The sequence below is a fragment of the Streptomyces sp. NPDC086777 genome (genome assembly GCF_040702065.1).
Taxonomy (GTDB): Bacteria; Actinomycetota; Actinomycetes; order Streptomycetales; family Streptomycetaceae; genus Streptomyces.
On the sequence record NZ_JBFBJI010000009.1, the window covers coordinates 75,656 to 95,786 of the forward strand.

Genomic DNA, 20,131 nt, shown 5'->3' on the forward strand with positions numbered 1-20,131 from the left:
CCGTGGCCAAGGACGCTGTCTGCTTGTTCGCCCGTGATCAGGTGGACGACCAGCGGCGCGAGCACGCCGACGGAAGTCACCGACGTCCGCGTGATCAGCCGTCCCGAGACCGTCGTGGCCCCGGGGCGGTCGAGACCGACTGGAAGCCGCCGATCTCACGCTTGAGGATCTTGCCGGTGGGCCCCTTGGGGAGGGCGTCGACGAGCCGGATCTCCCGCGGGTACTTGTACGGTGCCACGCGCTCGCGCACGAACTGGCGCAGTTCCTCGGCATCGGCCCGCCCGCCGGGACGCAGGGCGACCACGGCGGCGACCTCCTCGCCGAGGAGCTCGTGGCGAACGCCGATCACGGCGGCCTCCGCGACAGCGGGGTGTTCGTAGAGGACCTCTTCGATCTCTCTGGGGTAGACGTTGTAGCCGCCGCGGATGATGAGGTCCTTCTTGCGGTCGACGATGTAGAAGTAGCCGTCCGCGTCCATTCTGGCCAGGTCCCCGGTGTGCAGCCAGCCGTCCACGATGGTCTCGGCGGTCGCGTCGGGGCGTCCCCAGTAGCCGGCCATCACGTTGTGGCCGCGCACGCAGAGTTCCCCCACGCCGTCCTGCGGGTTGAGGACACGCATCTCCACGCCCTCGATGGGGGTGCCGACCGAGCCGGGCCTGCGGGGCCGGTCCAGGTGGTTGAAGGAGACCACCGGAGAGGTTTCGGACATGCCGTAGCCCTCGAGCACGGAGCAGCCGAAGGCGGCTTCGAAACCGTGCAGCAGCTCGACCGGCAGGGAGGCTCCGCTGGAGACGCACAGACGCAGCGAGGCCGTCTCGCCGCGGCGGTCGACATGATGCTCGGCGAGCAGGGCGGCGTACATGGTCGGTACGCCTTCGAAGACCGTGACCTTCCGGTCCCCGATGACGCGTAGCGCCTGGCGTGGGTGGAAGCGGGGGAGGAGGAGGGTGAGACGGGCGCCTGCGATCACGGCGGCGTTCATGGCGCAGGCCTGTCCGAAGGCGTGGAACAGCGGCAGGCAGCCCATCACGACGTCGTCGGGGGTGAGGCGGAGCAGGCGCGCGGTGATCTCGCAGTTCCGGGCCAGTCCGGCGTGGGTGAGCATGGCGCCCTTGGGGACGCCGGTGGTGCCGGACGTGTAGAGGATGACGGCGAGGTCGTCGTCCCTGCGGGCGGCGGCCGGCTCCGTGCCGGGGTGCCGGGCGAGCAGGTCCGGCAGACTTCCGGGCGTGACCGGCACGATCGGGGTCGCGGTGCCCTCGGCGCCCCGTCGCGCTTCGTCGGCGGTGTCCTGGTGGGCGAGGAGCAGGGTCATGCCGCAGTCGCGCACGTAGTGGGCGATCTCGCGCTGCCTGAGCAGCGGGTTCATCGGGACCACGACGGCGCCGGCGCGCAGGATGCCGTAGTAGAGGACGGGGAACTCGGGCAGGTTGGGCAGCATCAGGCCGACCCGGTCGCCGGGTCGGACGCCGTGCGCGGCGAGGAGTGCGGCCGTGCGGCCGGCGAGGGCGTGCAGTTCGGCGTAGGTGAGCCGCTGGTCGCCGAGTTCGACGGCGGGCCGGTCGCCGTGGGCATGGGCGGCGCGCGTGAGGAAGTCGTTGAGGTTCATTCGGGTCTCTTCCTGGTCACCCGCGCAGGGCGGAGGCGAGTACGGCGGGCAGGAGGGCAGGACTCGGCGCGGTGGTGAAGCGGGTGACGCGTTCGAGGGTGGTGCGACCGGTGCGGTTGGTGACGAAGTACGGCGGCTTGGGGGACAGCGAGGGGCTGCCGGTGAACAGGCCGCGGGGAGCGGGGGCGAAGGGGGCGCGCAGCACGGACTTCTCGACGTCCTCGAGCATGAAGGCGTTGTTGACGAAGCCGACGCCGCTGCCGATCGCCTGCCGGGTGTGGCCGGGGTGGGCACCCCAGGGGGTGTATCCGAGGAGGAAGTTGACGCCGGACCAGGTGTTGACGCCGATGGTGCCGTAGCGCAGCTCACCCACGGCCGCGTCCACCACACCGGGCGAGGTCCTCTCGGTCCGGGGGTGCACGATCAGGGTCGCGCCCAGGGTGCCGGGGAGGGCGGTGTCGGCGAAGTCGACGGCATGGCGAAGGAAGTGCGCCGGACTCTCGCCGGGCAGGCGGACGACGCCCAGCGCACTGGCGAAGACCTCGCCGGTGAGCAGCATGTCGTCGTGGTCGGCGATGTCCGCGACCAGGATCCGGGAGTCGTCGCCGTGACATTCGGCACGCGGGTGCGCCGCCAGTACGGCCTGAAGCCGCTGATGGGCCCCGGGGTAGTAGTCCCTGCGGGCCGGCAGGGCGCGCAGCACCCGCCTGATCTCCTCCAGCAGCAGGTCGGTTCCCTGCCAGGAGCGGGGCAGCACCAGCACCTGGCTGGCGATGCAGTTGTGGCCGGAGTTGTTCATCTTGCTCGTGACGATGTGCTCGGCCTGGAAGCGGAAGTCCGCCCTGCTCCACGGCCCGGGCACCACGATGCACGGGCTGACCCCGCCCAGCTCGCTCGTGAACGGTTTGTCGATCAGCGGGGTGTCCTCGCGGCGACGCCGCTCCGCCTGTTCGCCGGTGCCCCAGACGATGGCGTCATGGGTGCGCTCGCTGCCGGTCACGTGGATGGAGTCCACGCCGTCGTGGGCGGTGAGGTAGGCGCCCTCCGCGGTGCCGCCGTCCACGAACCGCACCCAGCCGCGCTGGATGTACTCGGCGAAGATCCGCTCGAAGTGCGGGCGCAGACAGGCGTTGACCGGGTTCATCTTGGCGATGACGACCTGGCCCTCCGCGTAGAGCTTGTGCAGGATGTCGGTCGCGGTGAGCGCGGCGACGTTGCCGGCGCCCAGGACCAACGCCACACCAGGGCGCTGCTCACCACCCCGGTAGGGTGCGGCCGCGCGGTGTCGCGTCTGCTCGGCCGTGACCCCGGCCTGCATCCGGACCTGGGCCGAGTAGCCACCCAGCAGCAGGCGGTCCCAGCCGGTGGCGGGGAAGACGTCCACCCAGGTACGTCCGCCCCGCTCGTGCACCGCGTCCGCGTGCAGGGGCTCGCGGCCGGCGGCCAGGCGTCGCAGCACGTGCAGCCGTGCGGTGACGTGCTGGGCCAGCGACCACGGGCCGCCGGCCCAGTCCTCTGCCGCCCATGGCGAGTCGGGGCCGTATCCCTTGGCGCGTGCGCCCGCCGCGGCCAGGTCGGCAGCGCCGTCGCGGATCCTCGGCATGAGCCTTTCCAGCAGGCCGATGCGCTCGGTGAGCGGCGCGGTGGCCCAGGACGACGCGTGGTGTCGCAGCTCCGTCAGGGCGCGGTCGAGGACGGTCGTGTCGAGGGCGGGGCTGTTCACGTCACTCCTTGGCGGGACGAACACGCTGGGTGGGAAAGGGGGGTGAGGCATCGCGGTGCCGAAAGCCGACGTCCCGGGCGGTCGGGGGGACGGTGGCCGTCCCGCGGGACGCGAGCGGTACGGCCACCGTCTGCGGCCGGACGGTCGGCCCGGATCGCAGGGAGTGCCGGGTGAAGGGAGTGCCGGGTGCAGGGAGTGCCGGGTGAGGGGCGGAGCGCTCAGGACAGCGGGACGCCGGCGATCGCGATGCGCTCCATCACACGGCGCTGGGGGTAGTAGTCGTTGATGGCGTAGTGCTGGACGGCGATGTTGTCCCAGATCGCGATCGAGTCGGGCTGCCAGCGGAACCGCACCTGGAGCTCGGGAATGCGGGCCTGCAGGCCCAGCTCGTGGAGCAGTTCCCGGCTCTCGCCCTCGGGCAGCCCGACGATGCGGGTGGTGAACGGCTCGTTGACGTACAGGGTCTTGCGCCCGGTGCGCGGGTGCCGCACGACGACCGGGTGCTCCACCGGAGGCAGGAACACGCGCAGCGCCTCGATCTGCTCCGGGGTCATGAACGTACCCCAGCTCGGCTCCCAGTCGTGGACGGCGGTGAGGCCCTCGACGCGCTGCTTCATCTCGTCACTGAGGTTGTCGTAGGCGGCGCCCATGTCGGCCCACATGGTGTCACCGCCGGCCGGCGGGACCTCGACCGAGCGGAGCACCGAACCCAGGGCCGGAGCGGCCATGAACGAGTGGTCGCTGTGCCAGATGTTCTCCTGGCCGATGGCCGTCGCGTCCTTCGCCAGCCGTGAGACGCCGACGGTGTCGCCCTTGGGGAAGAACGGGTTCGGCTCCGGCTCGCCCCACACCGCGGCCAGGGCGAGGTGAGCGTCGACATCGACGTCGTGCTGGTCGCGGAAGAAGATCACCTTCCATTCGAGCAGCGCCTGCCGCAGCTCCTCGGCGAGTTCCTCGTCGATCGGCCGGGACAGGTCCACGCCGCCGATCTCCGCACCGATGTGCGGAGTCATCGGCGCGAGCTTCAGCAGCCGGTACTCGGCCGGCGCCGTGCCGGGCGCGGTCCGCTCCAGCACCCGCCGACCGAAGTGGATCAGCGGCTTGTCGAGCAGGGGGTTCTTGTCGGCTCCGGTGGTCTCCATGCGGTCCTCCACGGTCGCATCGAAAAATCGTTACGGGCAGTATCGATATAAAGAGGAGTCACCGCAAGAGCTCCTCAATGAGCTCCTCAATGACTTTTCGCCGCATCGACCGGGAGTCGGAGGCAACGACGGGGAGGCCGGAAAATCTGGGTCGTCGGACGGGCAACCCGCACCCGTTGGCCTCTTGCGCACCGCGACCCGCAGACGGCGACGCCCCGACCACGACGAAGGGCACGCAAGCACGGAGCCGTGCGGGTCGGGGCCACTCGTTCGCCGTGAACGCCACGCAGGGGCAGGTGCCGCCACCGCCGGACCGCTGTCCGGGCCCCGGGCCCGTATTCGTAGCGGGCAGGGCTTGTCGTCGCGCCCCACCGTATCGATACTTCACGTAACGATTTACTCGCCGATGCGTTCGGCGCATGCCGACGCGCCGCGATCCGCCGACGTCCCCTCCCCCCGTGCTGCACGCCGACCACGCCTGCTCGAGAGCAGCTACCTTCGCGGAGCCCCCGTGCCCAACACCGATCTCACCTCCGTCACGCTCGCCGACCCCGTCACGACGAGCCGCAGCCACCGGCGGAAAGCCTGGACCGTCACGGGGTTGCTGGTGGTCTTCATGATGGTCAACTTCGCCGACAAGTCCGTCCTCGGGCTGGCGGCCGACCCGATACGCCATGACCTGGGCCTGTCGGCGACCGGCTTCGGGATGGCCAACAGCGCGTTCTTCCTGCTCTTCTCGCTCTGCGGCGCCACGGGCGGTCTGCTGGCGGACCGGGTGCGGCCGCGGTGGCTGCTGCTGGGGATGGCCCTGCTGTGGTCGATCGCCCAGATGCCGATGGCCCTCGGCGGAGGTCTGGTCGCGCTGGTCGCCTCGCGGATCGTGCTGGGTGCCGCGGAGGGGCCCGCCTTCCCGGTGGCCCAGCACACCACCCTGGCGTGGTTCCCGGACCGCCGACGCAACCTTCCCGGCGCTCTGCTCAGCGTGGGCATCGCCCTCGGTGTGGTGCTCGCCGCACCGGGGCTGACCTGGGTGATCCAGCACCACGGCTGGCGCTCCGCCTTCGCCGCGGTCGCCGCCGCCGGCGTGGTGTGGGCGGCGGCCTGGGCCGTCTTCGGCGAGCACCGGACAGCGCACGGGGAAGCCCACAGCACCGGCACCGGCACCGGCAGCGGCACCGGCACCGGCGCCGGCAGCGGCACCGGCACCGGCACCGGAGCCGCCTCCGACAGCGGCGGCGAAGAGGGCTCGCACGCCCCCTGCTACCGCCGCATCGTGACCACCAGGACCTGGATCGGCGCCACGATCGGCTACTTCTGCACGTACTGGATGATCGCCCTGTCGCTGGTGTGGGTGCCCTCCTATCTGCACGACGGCCTGGGCTACTCCACCACGACCGCCGCCGGCCTGGTCGCCGGGATCTGGGCGGTCAGCGCCATGGCGCTGCTGGTGCAGGCGGGGGTGACCGGGTGGCTGCTGCGACGTGGCGTGAGCAGCCGGTGGGCCCGTGGGCGCGTCGGCGGCATCAGCCTCCTTGTCTCCGCCCTCGGCTGCGGCGCCCTGTCACAGGCCACGCGCGGGCCGGTCACCGTACTGCTCCTGTTCGTCGGCTTCGGCCTGTGCGGGGCGATGTCGACGGTCGCGGTGACCACGGTCGCCGAAATCATCCCGGCCCGTCGGCGTGGCGGCGCCCTCGGCCTGATGAACGCCGTGGTCACGACCGGCGGCCTGGTCGCCCCCGCCCTGACGGGATATCTGGTCGACACCCAGGGCAGCGCCGGCTACCAGCACGCCGTGCTCCTCGCGGCCGTACTGCTCGCACTGGGAGGCACGGCTGCCGTGACACTGATCGACCCGGCCCGCGACGCCCGGCTCCTGGCACCCTGACGATCGTCGCCGCCCGCTGCGCAGTGCCGTTCCCCGCGGACGGCGAGCGGAACGGACCCCGCGAGCCCGCACCCGACAGGCCGGTGGATCTCAGGTTCCCGGGTGACCGACCGCCCGGACGACCAGGTCCACCATGTCCTCCACGAAGCGTTCGTTGGGCAGTTCGCGTTCCGCCAGCAGGCGGTACAGCAGTGGCGCCGCCACCAGCGTGGCGGCCGAACGGATGTCGATGTCGGGCCGCACCTCGCCGCGGGCGATCCCCCGCTGAAGGATGCGGCGCGTCTCGGCCATCAACCGTTCCGTGTAGTCCACGTACTCCCCGCGGTCGCTGCCCGCCTCGGCGGCCGTTGCCATGAGTTCGGTCAGCAGCCGCGCCGTACCCGGCAGCCGGTACGCCGTCAAGCGCGCCGTCAGCACCTCGCGCAGCTCGGCCCGGACGTCACCCAGGTCCGGAACCGAGAGCGGGCCGATGCGTGACTCGGCCGCCGCAATGATCAAGGCTTGCTTGGAGGGCCAGCGCCGGTAAATGGCCGGTTTGCTCACCCCGGCGCGTGCGGCGACGGCGTCCATCGTCACCGCTTTCACGCCCTGCTCGGTCACCAGGTCGATCACCGCCTCAAGGGTGTCGTCCGTGACCCGCTCCTGCCGCGGTCGCCCCGGTCCCCGCCCGGCCTTCTGTGTCTGTGCCCCGACCATGCTCCGAGAATACGAGGCACCTGGAGCAGTTGTTGCCGGGGCGGTGGTACGACGGCACCTGGGAGCACGTCCAGAGAGGTCCGGGCACCCCTTCGAGGCAGTGATGTCGCCTGCACGACCGGGGGCGGCACTCGAGGAGGGCGAAAGCGCCCCATTCAGACGGCTGATGCCGTGGACGCCTCGGTACCGAGGGCCAACCCAACCCCGACGACGCTTCCCGAGTCCGCGGAGCGGCCCCCGGGCCGTGCGCGTTACCGCCGAGATCGCTCGCGCCGAAGTCGCTCCGCGCCTACCCCTTTGCCGCGCGTCTGTGAGCGGCCCGCCCACGCGCGGGTGGGCCTGTCAGGAGGTGAGGATGGAGATGCCGTCTCCGAGCAGTTTCAGGCCGAGGACGAAGAACAGGACGGCCATCACGGCGACATTGTGCTGAGCTGCCCAGTTCTTCCAGTCGCCGAGGGTGGTCTTGGCTCGCTCTCCCCCGAGGAGGAAGACTCCCAGCGGGGCCAGCAGGCCGAGGGTGGCGATCACGACGAAGATCGCCAGCGATGCGATCTGCTGCCCGACCGGCAGTCCGGCCGAGCCGATCGAGGCGCCCGCGGCGATGGTCAGCGGTGCGTTCTTGGCGTTGAGCGCGGCCAGGGCCAGTCCGAGTCCGAAGATCTTGACCGGCGTGAGGCGGTCGATCGCGCCCATCCACTTCGGCAGCTGCGCTTGCGAGGGGTCCCTTGGGCGCCGGTGCCACTGCCGGGCGCCGAAGAGGACGAGCAACAGACCCAGGGCGAGCTTGAGCGCTCCCACCCAGGTGGCCGGCTGCTTGTGGGCGGACGCGCCTGCCGGAGAGGCGATCGCCAGCATCACCGCACCCAGTGCAGCGAGTCCCAGGATCCAGCCGAGGGTGAACAGGACACCGTTGAGACGCCCTCGGGGCGTGGCAAGTATGAGGATGATGGCGATGATCGGGAGCGGACTGACCGCGACAGCCGCCGCGAAGCCAAGCACGTCGCCGAGAACTGCGCCCATGGTTGCCTCCGGGTGGCGATCCAGTGGAGTGGGCTTGGCGGAAGCGGGTGATCCGACCGGCTGTGCCGCGCAGCGGGTTGTTCCGTGACCGGCCGCACCGTTGTCTTCACGGCCGTGCGGAAGCGGCTCCCCCGAAAATGGCGACGCCCGCGTACCCGGCGCGTCCCGCCGCTTTCATCTTCCTGCCGCCGGCCGAATCTGTCCTCGGGAGCTTCGCGGGACGCGATGACCCTGGACCGGCCTTCCGCACGCGTTGCTGCCGTCTCCGAACCGGCTCGGCAAGCCGGCATCCGAGACAGCTTCTCCTTCTCCAGTACGGTGACATTCTCCTTCTCAGTACGGTGACAGCGACACCGCACGGAACGTAATCGTGCCTGGTGAGGAAACATGAAGTGAGAAGATGCGAGGCGGCGCGTCTGCGGTGAGCATTGCTGTGTGAGGGCGATGGCGCCTGATGCCCGAGCGCCTGGCGACCCTCGCACCGATCCTCGGCAGGAGAGCGTCGCGATGACTACGACAGGTGCAACCCAGCCGGCCTACCCTGAGCACCCGGGCCGGACGGATGGGGTCTCCAACGAGTTCACCGTTTTCACCAAGATCAAGCAAGGCGAGGCCGATGCATTGCGCGAGGACCTCGCCAGGCTGAGCGACGCGGCGAATGACGAGAACGTCCATGCGGCGCTGCGCCAGATCGGCACGCTGCATGACGCACGGCACGTCATTTTCGACAACGACACCAGGTTCATGTTCGCCAGCGTCTTCGACGGCTCCTGGGACACCTACATCGACGACTTCGCCAAGACGGTGGTCGGGGAACGCTTCGACAGGGTCTTCTCGCACAGCGAAGGGTTCCCCGGCATCAAGGATCCAGGGGTCAAGGACTGGTTCCTCGCCCACCAGGAGCCCGCAGGGGTCTTCGTCAGCGCCTATCCCGACCTGACCGTTCAGCAGATCTACAAGGACCACCGCGTGGACGACGCGTTTCAGAGGGTGCTGGACACCCCCGAGTTCCGCGCGGCGCTGGACGACCCGGCCAACGCGGATCTGGTGGCCACGCCGGCCTTCCAGCAGCTGCTGGAGGAAGCCTCAGCCTAGCGCCCGGACACCACCAACGCGCCGACACGGAACGTGATCTCCCGTGGTGGAGACGGTAAAGCGGACCGAAACGGACGCTTCCGAGGCCAGAGTCTTCCGGGAATCCGCCCCAGGTGAACGCATCGGCCAGAGCTGAAGATGCGAGGCAGCGCAACCGCGCTGAGCATTGACATGCGAGGGCGACGGCGACTCAGGTTCAGGCGCCTGGTGACCCTCGCACCGATCTGTGGCAGGAGATCCGACGATGACTCCGACACCAGGTGCACCGCAGTCAGCCCACCCCGACCGGCCAGGCGCGTCGGAAGGGGTGTGCAGCGAGTTCACCGTATTCGCCAAGATCAAGCCGGGGCATACGGAAGCGCTGCGTGAGCTGCTGGCCGATATCGAGGGGAAGTCGGCCGACGAGGGGAACCGCGCGGCGATACAACAGATCGGCACCCTGCACGACGCACGGTACGTGATCTTCGAAAACGGCACCCGGTTCATGTTCGCCAGCGTCTTCGACGGTTCCTGGGACACGTACATCGACGACTTCGCCAAGACGGTGGTCGGGCAGGTCTTCGAAGAGGTCTTCTCGCACACCGAGGGGTTCCCCGGCATCAAGGATCCAGGGGTGAAGGAGTGGTTCCTTGCCCATCAAGCGCCCGCAGGGGCTTTCTTCAGCGCCTATCCGGATCTGACCGTTCGGCAGATCTGGAGGGACCACGAAGTGGACGAGGCGTTCGAACAGGTGCTGGACACCCCTGAGTTCCGGGCGGCGCTGGAGAACCCGGCCAACGCGCAGTTGGTGGCCACACCGGCCTTCCGGCACCTGCTCGAGTTGGCCGCAAGCTAGGCAGGTCGCGAGCGGCACACCCAGCACTCACCACCGACCCGATGCTGACGGACCGCGTCGGCGGGCGCGGGCCACCCACCGACGGCTGCCAAGGCCACGACTGATGTGGAGCACAAGGCATCATGAACACGACAGCAGATGGCAGCGCGGGCACCGTACGCGTCGAGATCGATGACATCCAGAGCGGAGCGCTGCGGCCACGGCCCGTCCCGTACGAGGGGAAGTACCTCTTCCTGCGCGTCGATGACCGACACGCCGGGCGCGCCCTGCTGCGGCGGCTGCTCCCGCTGACCGCGGCCGGCCTGCCCAGCACGGACCGGAGCCAGGATGCCTGGGTTGCCGTGGCGTTCACCTACGAAGGGCTGCGGGCCCTGGGGGTGCCCCAGGAGTCGCTGGACAGCTTCCCGCAGGCGTTCCGCGAGGGCATGGCCGCTCGGGCGGAGCTGATCGGCGACGTGGGCGAGAGTGCGCCGGCCCACTGGGAGGCGCCGTTCGGAACGGGCGATGTCCACATCGCGTTGAGCGCCCTCTCCTCCGACGCCGCGCAGCTGGACAAGGAGCTGGAGCGGGTCCGGGTCGCGTTCGAGGACACGCCCGGTGTCCAGGTGATCTGGCAGCAGGAGGTCCGCCAGCTCCCGACCGGGCGCACCACCTTCGGTTTCCGTGACGGCATCAGCCATCCGAACATCGAGGGCGTCGGACTGCCCGGCTCCAACCCACAGGAAACCCCCATCAAGGCCGGCGAGTTCATCCTCGGCTACCCCGACGAAACCGGAAACCTGCCGCCCATGCCCCAACCCGACGTGCTGGGGCGCAACGGCACCTACGCGGCCGTGCGCAAGGCCCATACCAACGTGGCCGCCTGGCGCCGTTACCTGCGGGCGAACACCTCCAGCGCCGAGGAGGAGGCCCTCCTGGCGGCGAAGATGGTCGGACGGTGGCCCAGCGGAGCACCACTGGCGCTGACCCCGGAGCACGACGATCCGGAACTCGCGGCCGATCCGCACCGCGTCAACAACTTCCTGTACCGGGAGAACGACGACCGCGGCTTCCGGTGCCCCGCCGGTGCGCACATCCGGCGCGCCAATCCCCGTGATTCCACCATCATCGGCGACGCGCGGATGCACCGCCTCATCCGTCGCGGCACCACCTACGGTCCACCGCTTCCCGAGGGCGAACTGGAGGACGATGGCGCCGACCGTGGCCTGGTCGGGGTGTTCCTCTGCGCACATCTGGAACGGCAGTTCGAGTTCATCAAGGCTGAGTGGATGAACGACGGCAACTTCATCGGGTACCCCGGCGAGAAGGACGCGGTGGCCGGGCATCACGGCGGAACCGGCACCCTCACCATCCCGGAGAAGCCGGTCCGGCGCCGCTTGCAGAACCTGCCCAGCTTCGTGGTCACCCGGGGCGGCGAGTACTGCTTCGTACCGGGTCTGCGCGCCTTGCGCTGGCTCGCTGAGCTGGAGGACTGAGGGCGGTTTCCACCACGGTCTTCGAGGAGGGTTCGACACCATGGCAGCACGGTTCGTCCGCTATACGCCTGACGTTGAAGCCGACGATCCGGACTTCGACCGCAACGTGCAGACGGTGATCAGCAAGACCGAGAACTACATCGCCGACTCCGTCGAAGCCGGTGGCACCGGCCGGGCCCTGCGAGATGCCCATGCCAAGGGCTACGGGCTGGTCCGAGGGGAAGTGGAGATCCTGGACGGGCTACCCCCCGAGTACGCCCAGGGAATCTACGCGACTCCGGGGACCCACGACGCGCTCATCCGCTTCTCCAACGGCTCGCCGCACGCCGGAGCCGACGCACGCCTGGGTGCCGCCACCGGCCTGGCGCTGAAGATGTTCGACATCCCCGGCCCGACCCTGCTGGAAGACGAACCGGACACGGGCACCTTCGACTACGCCAACATCAACGGACCGATCTTCTTCTGCAACACCGTCGAGCACTACCTGTTCATCCAGGAACTGTTCCTGACCGCGCCGGCCTACTTCGCTCAGGGCCGACCCGGCATGCATCGTTTCTTCGCCGATTTCGTGACCGGAATGGGAACGCTGGACCAGGACAACTGGGCGTGGGACGAGTTCCTGGCCTTCCTGCGCCTGTCGAAGACCCCTCCCGCGAACATACTGCTGTCGAGCTACTGGACGATGGGCGCGGTCCGGCACGGCGACTACATCGCCAAGGTCCGCTTCACCCCCGACCCGGCCGCCGCCGCGACGGTGGTCCGCCGCGACATCGACCCGACCTCGGCGGCGGAGGTCTTCCGCCCGGCCCTGCAGGCCGAGCTGCAGGAGCGGCCCTACGCCTTCGACATCCAGGTCCAGCTCTGCACCGACCTGGAGCGCATGCCGGTGGAGGACCTCACCGTGGAGTGGCCCGAGAAGCTCTCGCCGTCCGTCACCGTGGCCAGACTGCGGCTGCCGCAGCAGGACATCTCCAGCCCGGAAAACCTGGAGAAGATGGACGCACTGTCCTTCACACCCTGGCGGGTCACCGCCGAGCACGCACCCCTCGGCAACATCATGCGGGCCCGCAAGGAGGTCTACCGGCACTCCTCCATCGCACGCCACAAGCTCAACCAACAGCCGCGCAAAGAGCCGCGCAGCGCCGACGAGGTGCTTGGCCCATCCCGGTGAAGCCGTCCGGCGGCACGGCAAGACCCATTCCTGCAGACACCCGAGCGGGCGTCGCGGATCGCGGATCGCGGACCAGGCGGTGGCCTTCCTGGCCACTGCGGCAATCGCCGTCGTCCCTGTGGTCCCCTCGAACGGGCCGGTCATGGTCTGGACGCCTGAACACACCGGCCTCTTCCTCGACCACGCCGCGGAGGACCGCCTCTACGCGCTGTTCCACCTGATCGCCTGCCGCGGACTGCGACACGGCGAGGTATGCGGGCAGAAGTGGACCGACACCAACCTTTGATGCCGGTCTCATCACCGTCGCCAAGCACCTCGACGTGGACGGCTGGGAGGTATGGGAAGTGTACGAGGACGACCCCAAGACCGACGCCGGCACTCGCACCATCGCGCTCGGCTCCGACACGGTCCAGGCCCTCGAGCGGCACCGCGCCCGGCAGGACAAGGCCGCGAGGAATGGGGGAGCGCCTGGGTGGGAACCGAACGCGTCTTGACCAAGGAGAACGGCGAGATGTTCCCCCCGCCAACGTCACCCGGCGCTTCGTCGAACTGGGCGAGGAAACCGGCCTCCCGCCGATCCGGCTTCACGACCTCCGCCACGGCGCGGCGACCCTCGCCCACGCCGCCGACCTGAAGGACATCCAGGAGATGCTCGGCCACTCCTCGGTCACCACCACGGCCGACACTTACGAGCCTGCTCCCTGAAGCGGACCTGGTGATCGCGGAGTCCGAGGCCGGGCAAGAGCCCTCCCTGGGGGATAAAATCGCAGGTCAGCGATCCAGCGCACCTTCGGTGCGCGCCGGGGGCGTGGTAAATGCCGTGGCGCGCTGAGGTGTTTCCTGTCTGCCCTGAGGGGGGTTGATGCCGGTCCGGGACGCTGGTGGGGTTCGTTCCGGCCGAAGCCGATTGCTCTGTGATGCCGGTGAGCTCGCAGGTCAGCGTGGCGCTGAGGGCCGTCCACGGGAACCGTGGAGTGTTGCTGCGAAGCACGGGCGTCAGAATTCCTGTTTCACCCTGGCCCTCCCGGAACGGCGTACCGCCTGGCCGTTCGTGAGGGAGGGAGCGGGGCCGTGGACGTGCTGCACGAACGCTGCGCCGGTGTGGACGGGGCTGGAGATGTCCTGCTGTGGCAGCCGCAGTCTGGCCACGGTGACGGACGGCGAGAGCTTCTCGGGCCACTCCACGGTGAGGTCATCCACGGGCATGCGCTCCAGGTCGGTGCAGAGCTGGACCTGGATGTCGAAGGCGTAGGGCCGCTCCTGCAGCTCGGCCTGCAGGGCCGGGCGGAAGACCTCCGCCGCCGAGGTCGGGTCGATGTTGCGCCGGACCACCGCGCGACAGGCGGCCCAATCAGGCAGGCTGATCAGCGACCCGAGGCGTGTCGATCCTAGAACGGCGGCCCGAAAGAGGTGGGGACATCCGAAGCCAGTCGCAGAGCCTTCCGGACGTCCCGCTGGTACGTGTAGGCAGGGTGTGGCCAGGCGTCGTCAGAACGGGCCCAGTAACTGTTGTCCGAACGTGCCGCCACAGCCTTGCGCCACAGCTCGGCGCTCTTTCGAAGCTCCCCGACGTAGGCGGTGACCTTCGGCCTGGCGCCGGCAGACCAGTTGGCGACATTGAGACCATCAGCCTCATGGTCCAGCGCGGCCGCCATCTTTGCAGCCCAGACGCGATTGGCGGCCGTGCTGCCCAGGTGCGGATAGGTCTTGAAGACGCGCGCGGAGGCCAGTTCCAGCCTGAGGAAGGCAAGCTGGTCTGCTGCCAGGCCGGTCTCCTGCTCGCGTACGCTGCCAGTGGTCTGACCTCCCGTGTCCGCCGCAAAACAGGTGACGGTCCTGGTACCCGACTGCTGGACCTCACGGGTCGGGTAGTAGTAGTTGATGCCCATCGTGTGGGGCAAGGACCAGTCGTCCATGACGTAGTCGGTCAGACGATCGCTGCACCGGTGGTATGACCGTTTGGCGAGGACGTCGTCGGCGCCGCTGGACCCGGTGAGAGCGACCGTGGCGAACACTTCCCCGTCATGTGGCCGGGAGCACGACACGGGTACCGCGGAGTAGACCTCTTTGTGCTGCGAGCTGGTGAAGCAGTCGCCCACCGCGAGGCTTACGGCCGACCGGTCCCCTGCGCCAGACATCCGCTTATCCGGATTTTCGTCGGTGTCACCGGCGATCGCCCTGCTGATCAGGCTCATCGCCAGCACGACCCCACCGAGCGCCAGCACACCCACGATCGCCAGGTTGCGGCGCTTCTGGTTGCGCTTGGAGCCGGGCTCAGACGGCGCGGGCAGCGGTACGGCGGACATGGGTCTCCGGTCGACTTCGGCAAACACGTATGCGGAGCCGGATCTTCGCACACGACCAGGCATCTCAGTCCCCCCCAGTGCGCATTTGACTCCCGCCTGATCTGGCCAACGACGAGCCTTCGCCACGTAGAGCCACTGGCTTTGGTTTATGTGATCGACTCATGGCCCCGGCCCTATCCACCAGTTGGCGCGCGTCGGCGCAGCGCGGTTGAGCGGGCCGGAGGCAGGAGCGGCGCGCAGCCGGGGCTTGACGATGTTCTGACGCGGGGCCGGTTGACCCCGCGTTCCGCACGGCGTTGGATCTTCCCTGCCTGTGCGGGTTCGGGGAGGGAGAGCTGGGACGATGACTGGGGACACCGGACCTGGGCTGATAAGGGTGGTGTACTTCGAGCAGACGTCTGCGTTGATGATGGGCGCGGGCGCGGTGTTGTCCGAAGGGTTGTTGCTGGTCTTGATCGGGACGACTCACCGGCTGGAGACCCTGCTGGTGGGCACAGTTGCGGTCACTCTGGGGTGCCTGGGGCTGCTGCCGCTCGGTTTCCGTCTACCCGCCCGTCTCCGCCGCAAGTACGAGCAGGCCGCGCAGATCGACAGCGCCGACGAACCGCACGCTGGCCAGGATGCGGCGCGACGGCTGTCGCTACGGCGCACGGCCGGATTCGTCGGGGCGGGAGGCTGCTGGATGGTGCTCATCGGCGTTACGTTCCATCAGGTGATGCCGCCCGTCATGTTGATTCCGGCAGCCCTGGCTGCGTGGGTGCGGTCCCGGGCGACAGCGGACTGGGAGCGGGAGAACGGTGCAGCCCTATGGCAGGGCGTACCCGGTGTCCTGGGGGCCCGAGGCCCGGTATTCCGTGTGCCTTCAGGCGGCGGGATGTGAATGATGCCTACGCTCCGCTCTCATGAACGGAACGAGTTTGGAAGATCGCGTACGTGGATGGAGCCTGGCCTGCGAAGTTGCTGACCTGCGATGTCATGCGGGATTTCCTGTGGCTTCCCCCTGTTCACCGGGGCCTCCGCTGGTCTGACCTCGACCTCGACAACCGCGTTCTCTACGTCCGCCACCAGGTCCAGCGTCGCCGTGGCGTCCTGTACGACGACGACCCGAAAAGCCGCCGTCGCCACGCCGTTCCGCTGCCCGCCCTCTGCATCGCGCCCCTGCGCCGGCACCGCGTGCGGCAAGCAGGCGCCCGGACCAAGGCGGGGGAGAGGTGGCAGGCGTCGGACTACGTCTTCGCCACCCGCACCGGCCGCCCCGTCGAGCCGCGCAACCTCTACCGCTCCTTCACCCGCGTCGCCGAGTGCGCAGGCCTCCGCGTCATCCGCCTGCACGACGCCCGCCACGGCACCGCCACCCTCCTCACGTGCGGCTGGAGTCGCGCCCCGCGTCGTGATGGAGATCCTCGGGCACTCCCAGATCAGCATCACCATGGACGTGTACATGCACGTCAGGCAGGACACCCAGCGCGAGGCCATGAGCCACATGGACCGTCTACTGCGGAAGAGGCGCCCCGGTCGCGACCGACCGCGCCCGTTGATGTCAAAACTGGACGTCAAAGGCCCCGGACCAAGATCGGTCCGGGGCCTTTGCGCTGGTGCCCCCGGCAGGATTCGAACCTGCGACACCCGCTTTAGGAGAGCGGTGCTCTATCCCCTGAGCTACGAAGGCGGGGTGTGGCCGCCATCGAGGCGGTCCATGACAGCGTAGCGGATCAGTGAACGGCGGTGGGGTGTGGCGGGGGGTTCGGGTCAGGTGGGGAGGCGGGATGCGGTGTTCCCTGTTGGTGTGTTCTGTGTGGTGGTGGCGGCCCGGAAAGTGACCGAGGTGCCCGAGAAGTCTGCGGACAGGCCGGTCTCCGTGGTGGTGAGGGAGCGCAGGTGCAGGCCGTCGGGGATGTTCCGGAGTCGGAGGGGGTGGTCGAAGGCCGCGTCCAGGACGGCCTCCGCAGCCGCAGCCAGCGGGCCCGCCGTGACCTTGAAGTTCTTCAAGGCGATGCGGTTGCCGGAGGCTGCCGAGAGGGTGGTGGTCGCGCTGACGGTGTTGCCGAGGGGGAGGGCGACGGTCGCCCTGAGCTGATTGGGGCGGCTGCCCTGGGAGACCGGCAGACCGAGGGCGTGGGAGATGTCCGTGTAGGTGAGGTGGGCGGTCGCCCGGGCCGAGCGGGCCCGGGCCTCCCGGTCGTCGTCGGACTTCGTCAATCCCGTGAGGTGCAGGGAGAGTTCGCTGACGGGCAGGGGGTCGGTCGTGTCGTCGGCGGGGACGTCGTGGGCGGTGATGTCCACGTCCCGCAGGCTGCCGGCGGCGATCTGGGTCAGGACGGGGAAGCCGTGCACATGGACCTCGGGCAACAGCGGGGTGTGCATGCCCTGCTGGAAGGCCTTCGCCGCGCGTGACTCGACCTGTGCGGCCAGGAAGCGGTCGACGGCGACGGGCAGCAGGACGAGGAGGAGCAGGAGGGCGGCGACGACGGGCCGGCGCCGGTTGCTGCGGGGTGCTGCGGGCGGCTCGTACGCGGTGTGGGCGTCGTCGGGCTCGTAGGTCTGCCGGTAGAGGGGGCGTACGGGGTGGGCTCGTACGCGTTGGGCTCGTGTGGGTGGGGCTGATGCATCGGGGTTCCTTCAGTGGGCGGTGTACAGGCGGCGGACCGTGGTGGTGGCCAGGTCGTCGTCGACGCCGGCGGCGATCAGGGCGGTGGTGGCGGCGGTGGGGACGTCGTCGGGCCAGGCGTGTGCGTTGGCGGTCTCCAGGAGGGACAGCAGGCAGGCCTCCAGGGCCCGGCTGAGCGGGCCGGGCGGGACGGTGGTGTGGACGGCGCCCTGCCGCCGGCCCCGGGCGAGGATGCCGGCGACCGCGGTGCGGGCCGGTGCGAGTACCTCGTCGACGCGGTGGGCGCCCAGGTCCTGGCGGGCCAGGTTCACGAGCACGCGGTAACGGTCGGCCGCCGGCCACAACGTGAGGACGAAGCGGGCCAGGGCGGTGGCCGCGTCGGGGGACGGGGTGCGGGTCGCCTCGCTCGCGAGCCGGATCGCCTCGGCGGCGTCCGCGGCGAGCCCTTCGACGAGCGCGGCCCGGCCGGTGAAGTGGACGTACACGGTTCGCCGGGCCACCCCGGCGGCCTCGGCGATGTCGGCGAGGGTGCAGTCGGGGTCGCGGGCGAGCTCGCGCCGGGCCGCTTCGAGGATGCGGGTGCGTGCGCTGGGGCGGGGGCGGAGGCCGGGGGGCACGGCGGTACCTCGGAGCCGGAGGGGGGTGGGTCTCGATAGTTGCACATGTATGGGTAATAAATTAGCGTGCACATGGATGGGCAATTAAGTGAGGCCCTTGTACCCCCCACGTCCCTGGGAGACTCCCGTGCCGTTTCTTGCCAACACCCCCGTCGAGAAGACGGGCGAGCCGTATCCACGGCGCTGGTGGGCCCTGATCGTGCTGTGCCTGAGCCTGTTGATCGTCGTGATGGCGAACACCTCGCTGATCGTGGCCGCGCCGGACATGACGACGGACCTGGGGCTGAGCAGCAGCGATCTGCAGTGGGTGATCGACGGGTACACCGTCCCCTACGCCGCGCTGATGCTCGTGCTCGGTTCGATAGGGGACAAGTACAGCCGCCGGGGTGCCCTGGTCCTGGGCCTGCTGGTCTTCGCCGGCGGGGCGGTCATGGGCAGCCAGGTCCACCACACCGACCTCGTCATCACCGCCCGGGCGGTGATGGGCGTCGGGGCCGCCGTCGTCATGCCGGCCACGCTGTCGCTGCTTGTGGCGATCTTCCCGCGGCATGAGCGGGCCAGGGCCATCACCGCGTGGACCGCCACGTCCGGACTGGCCATCGCGGTCGGGCCGCTGGTCGCCGGGTGGCTGCTGGAGGACCACGCCTGGGGGTCGACGTTCCTGATCAACGTCCCGATCGCCGTCGTCGCCGTCTTCGGCGCCCTCGCGCTCGTGCCGCCGTCCAGGGCGGAGAAGCCCGGCCGGATCGACTACGTCGGCGGGCTGCTGTCGATCGTGTCGGTGGGCAGTCTGGTCTACGCGACCATCGAGGGACCGCACTTCGGCTGGGGCAGGGGCCCGGTCACCGCGGCCGTCGTCGCGGGTGTCGGCCTGTCGGCCTTCGTGGGCTGGGAGCTGCGGCATCCGCAGCCGATGCTGAACGTGCGGATGTTCGCCCGGCGCCCGTTCTCCGGGTCGATGCTCGCGGTGCTGTTCTTCTTCTTCGGCACCTTCGGCGCGATCTACTACGCCACCCAGTTCCTGCAGTTCGTCCTCGGCTACAGCGCGCTGGAGACCGGCGTACGGCTGCTGCCGCTGGCCGGGGCGGTCTTCCTCGGCGCCGCGATCACCGGGCGGCTGACGCCGAAGCTGGGCATGAAGCCGATGGTGGTGGCCGGCATGGCGGTCGGCACCGCGGCCGTCTTCCTGCTCACGCGGATCGACAAGGGCTCCGTCTACACCGACTTCCTGCCGACGATGACGATGCTCGGCTTCGCGATCGGCCTCAGCGTCTCCCCGGCGACCGACACCATCATGGGCTCCTTCCCCGAGTCGGAGCTGGGGGTGGGCGGCGGCGCCAACGACACCGCGCTGGAACTCGGCGGCTCGCTCGGCATCGCGATCCTCGGCTCACTGCTCGGTACCGCCTACCGGGACAGGCTGACCGGCCTGGTCGGGGGCCGGCTCCCGGCGGCCGCGCTGGACACCGCCAAGGACTCCGTCGGCGGCGGGATCGCGATGGCCGAGCAGGTCGCGAAGAACCCGGCCGCCGGCGGGCCGCAGCAGGCCCGGGCGATGCTCGACGCCGTCCACGAGGCCTTCGCCCACGGTGTCGCGCAGACCAGCCTGATCGGCGGGGTCATCATGGCCGCCGGGACGATGATCGTCCTCGCAGTGCTTCCCGGACTCCGGGGCGGGTCCGGACCCGGGCAGGACGCCGGGCAGCCGGAGAAGGAGAAGGAGAAGGACCGGGCGGGCGTCGCCTGAGCGGCGAACCGCGCCCACCCCAGTCGGACCGTGCCTGAGCGGCGTACGGTCCCGGACCGGACGGTACCGGGAGGGACGCCCGGCATCGTCCGCAGCTCGCGCGCCCGCCCGCCCGCCGGCCCGCCAGCGGAGCCCACTGGCCCGAGCGCGCCGGCATCGAGCGCGTCGGCACCGAGGCCGTCGACACCGAGCACGTCGACAC

18 protein-coding genes, 1 tRNA gene and 1 pseudogene are annotated in these 20,131 nt (G+C 69.8%); 10 read left to right on the forward strand and 10 right to left on the reverse strand.

The genetic code is table 11. The annotated features are described in order from the left end of the window. Window positions 1–94: 94 nt before the first annotated feature. The 3 genes from AB0472_RS15040 to AB0472_RS15050 form a co-directional block, all read right to left on the reverse strand. Complete coding sequence (locus AB0472_RS15040) at window positions 95–1,609, reverse strand: long-chain fatty acid--CoA ligase (protein ID WP_366356659.1); 1,515 nt, start codon at window positions 1,607–1,609, stop codon at window positions 95–97. Window positions 1,610–1,625: 16 nt separating this feature from the next. Then, window positions 1,626–3,332, reverse strand: a complete 1,707-nt coding sequence (locus AB0472_RS15045) for an aldehyde dehydrogenase family protein (RefSeq protein WP_366356661.1) — start codon at window positions 3,330–3,332, stop codon at window positions 1,626–1,628. 218 nt (window positions 3,333–3,550) lie between these two features. Beyond that, window positions 3,551–4,474, reverse strand: a complete 924-nt coding sequence (locus AB0472_RS15050) for a TauD/TfdA family dioxygenase (RefSeq protein ID WP_366356662.1) — start codon at window positions 4,472–4,474, stop codon at window positions 3,551–3,553. Window positions 4,475–4,985: 511 nt separating this feature from the next. Here AB0472_RS15050 and AB0472_RS15055 point away from each other — a divergent pair. After that, the gene (locus AB0472_RS15055; protein WP_366356664.1) at window positions 4,986–6,359 is read left to right on the forward strand and encodes an MFS transporter; all 1,374 of its coding nucleotides are present in this window, start codon (window positions 4,986–4,988) and stop codon (window positions 6,357–6,359) included. A 90-nt stretch (window positions 6,360–6,449) separates the two neighbouring features. Here AB0472_RS15055 and AB0472_RS15060 read toward each other — a convergent pair whose 3' ends face one another. Continuing rightward, window positions 6,450–6,971: a TetR/AcrR family transcriptional regulator gene (locus tag AB0472_RS15060; RefSeq protein WP_366356666.1), complete on the reverse strand. Its 522-nt coding sequence runs from the start codon at window positions 6,969–6,971 to the stop codon at window positions 6,450–6,452. Between the two features lie 426 nt (window positions 6,972–7,397). Further along, a complete protein-coding gene (locus AB0472_RS15065; RefSeq protein ID WP_366356668.1) occupies window positions 7,398–8,075 on the reverse strand; it encodes a GAP family protein in 678 nt (225 codons plus the stop codon). 507 nt (window positions 8,076–8,582) lie between these two features. Here AB0472_RS15065 and AB0472_RS15070 point away from each other — a divergent pair. The 6 genes from AB0472_RS15070 to AB0472_RS15095 all read left to right on the forward strand — a co-directional run bounded on the left by AB0472_RS15070 (window position 8,583) and on the right by AB0472_RS15095 (window position 13,356). Then, a complete protein-coding gene (locus AB0472_RS15070; RefSeq protein ID WP_366356670.1) occupies window positions 8,583–9,170 on the forward strand; it encodes a hypothetical protein in 588 nt (195 codons plus the stop codon). 244 nt (window positions 9,171–9,414) lie between these two features. Next, complete coding sequence (locus AB0472_RS15075; protein ID WP_366356672.1) at window positions 9,415–10,005, forward strand: hypothetical protein; 591 nt, start codon at window positions 9,415–9,417, stop codon at window positions 10,003–10,005. 122 nt (window positions 10,006–10,127) lie between these two features. Then, window positions 10,128–11,480: a Dyp-type peroxidase gene (locus AB0472_RS15080; RefSeq protein WP_366356674.1), complete on the forward strand. Its 1,353-nt coding sequence runs from the start codon at window positions 10,128–10,130 to the stop codon at window positions 11,478–11,480. A 40-nt stretch (window positions 11,481–11,520) separates the two neighbouring features. Next, window positions 11,521–12,651, forward strand: a complete 1,131-nt coding sequence (locus AB0472_RS15085; RefSeq protein WP_366356675.1) for a catalase family protein — start codon at window positions 11,521–11,523, stop codon at window positions 12,649–12,651. Window positions 12,652–12,793: 142 nt separating this feature from the next. Continuing rightward, window positions 12,794–12,937, forward strand: coding sequence for a hypothetical protein (locus AB0472_RS15090; protein WP_366356676.1), 144 nt, complete (start codon window positions 12,794–12,796; stop codon window positions 12,935–12,937). Between the two features lie 170 nt (window positions 12,938–13,107). Further along, the gene (locus AB0472_RS15095) at window positions 13,108–13,356 is read left to right on the forward strand and encodes a tyrosine-type recombinase/integrase (RefSeq protein WP_366356677.1); all 249 of its coding nucleotides are present in this window, start codon (window positions 13,108–13,110) and stop codon (window positions 13,354–13,356) included. A 291-nt stretch (window positions 13,357–13,647) separates the two neighbouring features. On the opposite strand, the gene AB0472_RS15100 is transcribed toward AB0472_RS15095, so the two are convergent. Both AB0472_RS15100 and AB0472_RS15105 read right to left on the reverse strand, forming a co-directional pair. Further along, entirely contained in the window at window positions 13,648–13,983 is a 336-nt protein-coding gene (locus AB0472_RS15100; protein WP_366356678.1) for a hypothetical protein, read from the reverse strand. Between the two features lie 56 nt (window positions 13,984–14,039). Further along, window positions 14,040–14,957: a septum formation family protein gene (locus AB0472_RS15105; protein ID WP_366356680.1), complete on the reverse strand. Its 918-nt coding sequence runs from the start codon at window positions 14,955–14,957 to the stop codon at window positions 14,040–14,042. A gap of 379 nt (window positions 14,958–15,336) precedes the next feature. Between AB0472_RS15105 and AB0472_RS15110 the strand changes: the two genes are divergently transcribed. Further along, on the forward strand, window positions 15,337–15,837 hold the full coding sequence (locus AB0472_RS15110) for a hypothetical protein (RefSeq protein ID WP_366356681.1): 501 nt from the start codon (window positions 15,337–15,339) through the stop codon (window positions 15,835–15,837). Between the two features lie 131 nt (window positions 15,838–15,968). Next, window positions 15,969–16,470, forward strand: a pseudogene (locus AB0472_RS15115) (site-specific integrase); the annotation flags it as partial. Between the two features lie 80 nt (window positions 16,471–16,550). Here the strand turns inward: AB0472_RS15115 and AB0472_RS15120 are convergent. The 3 genes from AB0472_RS15120 to AB0472_RS15130 all read right to left on the reverse strand — a co-directional run bounded on the left by AB0472_RS15120 (window position 16,551) and on the right by AB0472_RS15130 (window position 18,182). Continuing rightward, window positions 16,551–16,626 (reverse strand) — tRNA-Arg (locus tag AB0472_RS15120). 80 nt (window positions 16,627–16,706) lie between these two features. Beyond that, window positions 16,707–17,411 carry a DUF2993 domain-containing protein gene (locus AB0472_RS15125; RefSeq protein ID WP_366356964.1) on the reverse strand — a complete coding sequence of 235 codons (705 nt, stop codon included), beginning with the start codon at window positions 17,409–17,411 and terminating at the stop codon, window positions 16,707–16,709. Window positions 17,412–17,576: 165 nt separating this feature from the next. Further along, on the reverse strand, window positions 17,577–18,182 hold the full coding sequence (locus tag AB0472_RS15130; RefSeq protein ID WP_366356683.1) for a TetR/AcrR family transcriptional regulator: 606 nt from the start codon (window positions 18,180–18,182) through the stop codon (window positions 17,577–17,579). A gap of 127 nt (window positions 18,183–18,309) precedes the next feature. Here AB0472_RS15130 and AB0472_RS15135 point away from each other — a divergent pair, with 127 nt between their 5' ends. Then, on the forward strand, window positions 18,310–19,929 hold the full coding sequence (locus AB0472_RS15135) for an MFS transporter (protein ID WP_366356684.1): 1,620 nt from the start codon (window positions 18,310–18,312) through the stop codon (window positions 19,927–19,929). Window positions 19,930–20,131 lie beyond the last annotated feature (202 nt).

Excerpts from the sequence above, each read along its gene's own strand:
- AB0472_RS15080 (WP_366356674.1), top strand. The coding sequence starts at position 10,128 with ATGAACACGACAGCAGATGGCAGCGCGGGCACCGTACGCGTCGAGATC.
- AB0472_RS15090 (WP_366356676.1), top strand. The coding sequence starts at position 12,794 with ATGGTCTGGACGCCTGAACACACCGGCCTCTTCCTCGACCACGCCGCG.
- AB0472_RS15105 (WP_366356680.1), bottom strand. The coding sequence starts at position 14,957 with ATGTCCGCCGTACCGCTGCCCGCGCCGTCTGAGCCCGGCTCCAAGCGC.
- AB0472_RS15070 (WP_366356670.1), top strand. The coding sequence starts at position 8,583 with ATGACTACGACAGGTGCAACCCAGCCGGCCTACCCTGAGCACCCGGGC.
- AB0472_RS15065 (WP_366356668.1), bottom strand. The coding sequence starts at position 8,075 with ATGGGCGCAGTTCTCGGCGACGTGCTTGGCTTCGCGGCGGCTGTCGCG.
- AB0472_RS15095 (WP_366356677.1), top strand. The coding sequence starts at position 13,108 with ATGGGGGAGCGCCTGGGTGGGAACCGAACGCGTCTTGACCAAGGAGAA.
- AB0472_RS15075 (WP_366356672.1), top strand. The coding sequence starts at position 9,415 with ATGACTCCGACACCAGGTGCACCGCAGTCAGCCCACCCCGACCGGCCA.
- AB0472_RS15050 (WP_366356662.1), bottom strand. The coding sequence starts at position 4,474 with ATGGAGACCACCGGAGCCGACAAGAACCCCCTGCTCGACAAGCCGCTG.
- AB0472_RS15040 (WP_366356659.1), bottom strand. The coding sequence starts at position 1,609 with ATGAACCTCAACGACTTCCTCACGCGCGCCGCCCATGCCCACGGCGAC.
- AB0472_RS15085 (WP_366356675.1), top strand. The coding sequence starts at position 11,521 with ATGGCAGCACGGTTCGTCCGCTATACGCCTGACGTTGAAGCCGACGAT.